The organism is Clostridium sp. LS, assembly GCF_002760435.1.
GTDB lineage: Bacteria > Bacillota > Clostridia > Clostridiales > Clostridiaceae > Clostridium.
This window is the reverse complement of the sequence record NZ_AUUU01000087.1, coordinates 1-6,027: the sequence shown is the minus strand read 5'-3', so window position 1 is coordinate 6,027 and position 6,027 is coordinate 1. Positions and strand designations below refer to the sequence as shown.

At 30.5% G+C, this 6,027-nt stretch carries 5 protein-coding genes and 1 pseudogene; 4 read left to right on the top strand and 2 right to left on the bottom strand.

Annotated features, from left to right (window positions below; translation table 11 throughout):
• Window positions 1–366: 366 nt before the first annotated feature.
• Together COL3_RS29730 and COL3_RS18600 are read right to left on the bottom strand one after the other, a co-directional pair.
• Window positions 367–660 carry a substrate-binding domain-containing protein gene (locus COL3_RS29730; RefSeq protein WP_008424023.1) on the bottom strand — a complete coding sequence of 98 codons (294 nt, stop codon included), beginning with the start codon at window positions 658–660 and terminating at the stop codon, window positions 367–369.
• A 37-nt stretch (window positions 661–697) separates the two neighbouring features.
• Window positions 698–1,417: a substrate-binding domain-containing protein gene (locus COL3_RS18600; RefSeq protein ID WP_008424026.1), complete on the bottom strand. Its 720-nt coding sequence runs from the start codon at window positions 1,415–1,417 to the stop codon at window positions 698–700.
• A 243-nt stretch (window positions 1,418–1,660) separates the two neighbouring features.
• Here COL3_RS18600 and COL3_RS18595 point away from each other — a divergent pair, with 243 nt between their 5' ends.
• The 4 genes and pseudogenes from COL3_RS18595 to COL3_RS18580 all read left to right on the top strand — a co-directional run bounded on the left by COL3_RS18595 (window position 1,661) and on the right by COL3_RS18580 (window position 5,997).
• Window positions 1,661–2,053, top strand: a complete 393-nt coding sequence (locus COL3_RS18595) for a hemerythrin family protein (RefSeq protein ID WP_008424028.1) — start codon at window positions 1,661–1,663, stop codon at window positions 2,051–2,053.
• A 475-nt stretch (window positions 2,054–2,528) separates the two neighbouring features.
• A complete protein-coding gene (gene ltrA / locus COL3_RS18590; RefSeq protein ID WP_008424031.1) occupies window positions 2,529–3,944 on the top strand; it encodes a group II intron reverse transcriptase/maturase in 1,416 nt (471 codons plus the stop codon).
• Between the two features lie 233 nt (window positions 3,945–4,177).
• Window positions 4,178–4,600 (top strand): annotated as a pseudogene (locus tag COL3_RS29725) (chemotaxis protein CheW).
• Window positions 4,597–5,997: a methyl-accepting chemotaxis protein gene (locus COL3_RS18580; RefSeq protein WP_008424035.1), complete on the top strand. Its 1,401-nt coding sequence runs from the start codon at window positions 4,597–4,599 to the stop codon at window positions 5,995–5,997. The pseudogene COL3_RS29725 and the gene COL3_RS18580 overlap by 4 nt, the downstream one beginning before the upstream one ends.
• Window positions 5,998–6,027: the final 30 nt, after the last annotated feature.

Here is a 6,027-nt window from a genome sequence, read left to right as displayed (position 1 = left end):
CTTTGGATTATTTATACTTATGTTATAAAAAATAAGGGGTGGTATACAAATGAAGTGCTTATTAAATGAAAATGTAATTCTAAAAGAATATAGATTGATTTGATTATTCAAAACATTACAATCTTAGAAATATATAAAGAAATCTTATAATAAGATTGGTAATTCGTCTGTAAATAAAATATAAAAAAACCCCTATATAAGGGGTAAAAAGTGAATGGATAAAAATTATAAAGTGAATATTAACAAAAGAGAGAAACATTCAAGATGTTACTTTAGATTATATGACATATATCTTCAAAAGATTCATAATATTAAATGTTGAGTTTGTAAATAATTATTTTGGGTCCAAAGTGTATAGTTAAACACTCATTGTGGCTTGGTATATTTATGATAGGAAATTCTAATTATCTTTCCAGTTTCATCGAATTTATAATTTGTTCTACTAGAAGGACTTAGTCCAGAGACAAGATTCATTCCTACCGTGTAAATTGCATCTGCATATTCACGAGGATTTTGAATAACAGTTCCTGCCATAACTCCTTGATCGATTAATTGTAATGCTTTTGGCAAGCCATTAATTCCAAATGTAGGAATATACTTTGATTTGTCTCCTTTGTTATATCCATACTTTTGTAGTGTTTCAAGGGCACCAATTGCCATAGCATCATTATTCGAGATTATTGCTTCAATCTTACCGTCAAATTAAAAAAAAAACATCCTCCAGATTAACTCTAGCGCAGTTTTGCATCCAACCACAAGGTATTGAGAAAAGTTCTTGAGTTTTTATTCCAGCATCATTAATAGTTTGAATGGAAGATTTAGTTCTGGCAAGTGTTGCAGGGTCATTAACTGGTCCTTGTAGTATGGCATACTGCATCATATTATCTTTATTTTTATCTAGAATTTCTTTATTAGAGTTCCATGTACCAACAATAAGTTCGCCTTGTAAAACACCAGATTGCTCGTCATCCCCGCCTATAATAACACTAGTTGAATCTTGTAGATACTGTGAAAATGATGGATCTGGAGGTGCAAGTATTATTAATGGGATTCTTTCGCTAATTATTCTGGAAATACTATTTTGTGATTGTTCAATATCACGGCTAACTGGACTTACTACATAAAGGCCAAATGCTTTAGTACTAAGTGCCTGAGTAATATTATCATTTTGAATACCTTGATTTGTTTTGGAATCAAAAAAAGTAAATTGAACTTTATTTTCATTTTCTTTTTGTATATTTTCTAAGTTTTCCTTAATACGTGAATAAAATTCTTCGCCAGCATTATATAAAAATACTCCAACTTTTACTGGATTTTGAGGATTAGTATTAGGAGCTGCATATGCATTGAATTCAATCATTGGTAATAACAAGATAAAAGCTATAAAAGCTGACAATATTTTCTTTAATATGTTCATATTAAGCCTCCATTAATATCCTTTTAATTAAAATACATAGTAATAGATTTACTAGTATAATGAAATTTATTCAATATTATAATAATCTAAATATGTTTTATGAGAAGCTTAAAAAGGAAATAGTAAAATTAAGCTAAATATTAATTTAATGGATAAAATTAGATTAAAAGTCAGTATAATAAATTACAACAATAAACATTTCGTGTTATAATATTAGAATAATTTGTTATATGAGATGATATTATGATAAAATGTAAAAAAGATTATGAACTTGGAGTGAAACAAATTGACGAACAGCATGAAAAGTTATTTGAGATTGCAGATAGAGCATATAAGTTATTAACTAATGACTTTATTAGTGATAAATATGATAAAATTATTGAAATAATTGGAGAATTAAAAGAATATACATTGTTCCATTTTAAATCTGAGGAAGAATATATGTTAAGTATTGGACATAGAAGGTTTTTATCTCATAAAGTAGAGCATGAAAACTTTATAAAGGATATTGATAATATTGACCTTTATAAAATTGACTCAAACCAAGATCAATCTGTAAAAGAAATATTAGAATTTGTTGTGAATTGGATAGATATTCATATATTAAATCAAGATAAGCTTATAGTAGAAAGTTAGTATCATACTTTTTTAAAGCAGTAGTTATTAGAAATATAGCTACTGCTTTTTATAGTGTGCCCAGCATGGGCACGTACTAATCGGTGAAAGTCCGTAATGGGGGCTGATAGTGCCAACCATTTAGCTAACGGCAAGGGTGTCCGTCGTGAGGTGGAATCTGAAGGAAGCCAAAAGCAAAACCTTGGTCTGAGGTACACGAATCACATATGAGGCTCAAAGCTATGGGCAAACTTGCTAGACAAAGTAAAGCCCCATAACTATCCGAAATGGCTAGAGTAAATGTGGCAGATAGATGAGGTGAAAGTGCGTGCTCTTACCTGGGGAGGTCTGATAGATGCGTACCAAATGAATTAAATTTCTAGGATACAACCTATATAGTGATATATAGCTGAACTATCAGAAGTCAGCAGAAGTCATAGTAACTCCGCTAATCGCGATAGCGGATGAAGGACTGAACGTTAGGAGGTTTACAACTTTGGATAAATCAAAGAATTTGCAAAGAAAGCAGAAAACTCAATATAGAGACCAATTGATGGAAGTAGAAGTGGAACTTCAAGGTAAATCAAAGGTGCCGAGTAATTCTATGGTTTTACCAAATAGAGAAAGCGTAAACGGTGGAGCATTTGATAATAGTAGATTACTTGAAGAAGTTCTAGAAAGAAATAATATGATTTTAGCGCTTAAAAGAGTAATTAGCAATAAAGGGAGCCACGGTGTTGATGGAATGAAGACCGATGAACTTCGTGAGCATATCAAGAAACACTGGGAAACAATTAAAGCTAAACTACTAGAAAATAAGTATAATCCGTCACCTGTAAGGAGAAAAGAAATATCCAAACCAGATGGTGGAGTTAGACTTTTAGGGATACCAACTGTACAAGATAGATTGATTCAACAGGCTATTGCTCAAGTATTATCTAAAATATATGAACCACTATTTTCAGAGAATAGTTTCGGATTCCGTCCTCGCAGAGGAGCAAAGGATGCTATAACGAAATCAAAACAATATATAAATCAAGGCAATAGATGGGTTGTAGATATGGATTTAGAGAAATTCTTTGATAAAGTTAATCATGATATTCTCATGAGTAAACTTGAAAAGAAAATACAAGACAAAAGATTGTTATCATTAATAAGAAAGTATCTTAAAAGCGGAATTCTTATTAACGGCATCTCGATAACGAGTGGAGAAGGAACACCACAGGGTGGTCCATTAAGTCCATTATTAGCAAACATAATTCTAGACGAACTGGATAAAGAACTTGAAAAACGAGGTCATAAATTTTGCAGATATGCAGATGATGATAATGTATGTGTCAAAAGTAAAAGAGCAGGGCTTAGAGTAATGAAATCTATGACAAATATAATTGAAAATAAACTAAAACTTAAAGTAAATAAGGATAAAAGTGCAGTGGACTTTGTATCTAAAAGAAAATTCTTAGGATTTTCTTTTTACTTTTCGAAAAGCGGAGCAGAAATAAGAATCCATGAGAAATCTATAAAGAGATTTAAGGAAAAGATTAAATTCTATACTAACAGAAACAAAGGAAGTAGTATGGAATATAGGCTACTAAAATTAAATCAAATCACAAGAGGATGGATTAATTATTATGGAATTGCTAACGCACGCGGAAAGCTAATTGAACTAGACCAATGGATTAGGAGAAGATTGAGAGCTTGCATATGGAAACAATGGAAGAAGATTAGCACTAAACAAAGAAATCTAGCTAAATTAGGAATTAATAAATACAAAGCATGGGAATATGCAAATACAAGAAAAGGCTATTGGAGAATTTCCAACAGCCCAATTTTGAGCAAGTCTTTAAATAATAAATACCTAGAATCTCTAGGATTTATTAGTCTAACACAAACATATCAAATGATACATTAAATTCTGATGAACCGCCGTATACCGAACGGTACGTACGGTGGTGTGAGAGGTCGGAAAACAAAATAATTGTTTTCCTCCTACTCGATTTAGTAGGAAGTTGACAGGGAAAAATTAGTATAATTTTATACAAAAGAATTATATTTTGGAGTAAGCTGATTTGATAATGTAACAATATTATTCTTATGCTCATATTATGTTATAAGGTTTTTGCACCTATAAAGGGAGGTTAAACAATGCTTATTGAAAAGTTTGTAGTATTCTCCATTGGACAAGAAGAATATGCAGTACCAATATCCCAAGTTAAAGAAGTTATTTATTATACAATTCCTACAAGGATACCCTCAAGTATGGATAGTGTGATTGGTGTTATAAATTTAAGAGGTAAAATACTACCTATTTTGAATTTAAGCAAAGAGATTGGTATTAAAAGTAATAAGGAATTTAAAGAGCAAAAAATTATTATTATTGAAAATAATAATCCCTTTTGAGTAATTGTTGATGATGTTGAAGAAGTTATTAAGTTACCTAAAGAAAATATTAATAGGATTGACAGTATATATGAAGGAGAAGAATATATCATTGGAATTACTAGAGTAAAGGATAGATTAATAATAATAATGGATTTAAATCTATTTTGGGAGGAAATATCAGGATGAGATTTACAATTAAAAAGAAATTAATTGCAGCATTTGGATTAATAATTTTGCTGGCATCTTTTTTAGGGATGTATTCCATATCATCAATTAAAAGTTTAAATGATAAATCTGACGAAATTACAAAAGTGTGGTTTAATGGAAATGATTTAGCGCATACAATGAATACAACTATGGCGGACTACAGGGTACGAGAGTATAGACATGTAGCAACGAATGATGAAAATCTAATGAATGATACTGAAAATGAACTTAAAACATTAAAAGATAAATTTGAGACAGCCTTAAATGATTATCAAGGAACTATGATATTAGAAGAGGAAAAAGATTTAGTAGCGGAAATTAAAGAAGAATATTTGAAATATTTTGAAATAAGTAATAAAGTTTTGGCCTTAAGCAGGGAAGGGAAGAAAGTAGAAGCTAATGAATTGTCATTAAGTGAGGCTAAACAGGATTTTGACAAAGTAAATGATACAATTACAAAGTTAGTGGTACTCAATCAAGAACAAGCTAATCTAGCTAATGCACAAAATAATAAGACTTATGAGCAAGCGAGATTTATGCTAATAATGATTGCAATAACTATAATTTTATTCAGTATTGTAGTAGCAGCATATATTACAATTAATATTACAAAGAGCATGAAGTTTATAACAGATTTTATAAATAAAACGGCAGATTTGGACTTGGCCTTTGATCAAGATGGATTAAAGACGATAAATAAGTACAAAGATGAATTTTTTGATATGGGTATGGCATTAGCAGGAATGAGAAGAATATTTAGAGAAACCATAGATAACATTAAGAAAAACTCTATAAATGTATCATCTAATGCTGATAATTTGTCAAGTATTATAGGGGAAACTTCTGAAACAATAGAAGGTGTTGCAAAAGCTATAGATGATATGGCTCAAGGTTCAACAGATCTTGCTAAAAATGTTGAGGATGGCGCTGGAAAGTTAGGATTGTTAGCAGATGAAATTAATGAGGTTGTAAAGAGTACTGAGTTGATGAAAAATCATATAAAAATGGTCTCCGATGCAAATTTAGAAGGCATAGAATATATAAGTAAATTAAAGGAAGCTGTAAAAGCAAATAATTCTGTGGCAGGGAAAGTTTCTGTACAAGTTAATTTATTAGATAAGAAATCTGAATCTATTGGGAAAATTTCAGATACGATTAAGTCTATAGCATCTCAAATTAATTTACTATCTTTAAATGCTGCAATTGAAGCTGCAAGAGCAGGTGAACAGGGAAAAGGCTTTGCTGTTGTAGCTGATGAAATAAGGAAACTTGCTGCTGAAACTGCACATTCAACAAAAGAAATTGATTCTATTGTAGCAGAGGTTAAAAAGGAAATAAGTACAACTAAATGTAAGCGTAAAAAAATTAACGGATAGAAAATGCAATCCTCCATTGTTAAAATTAGC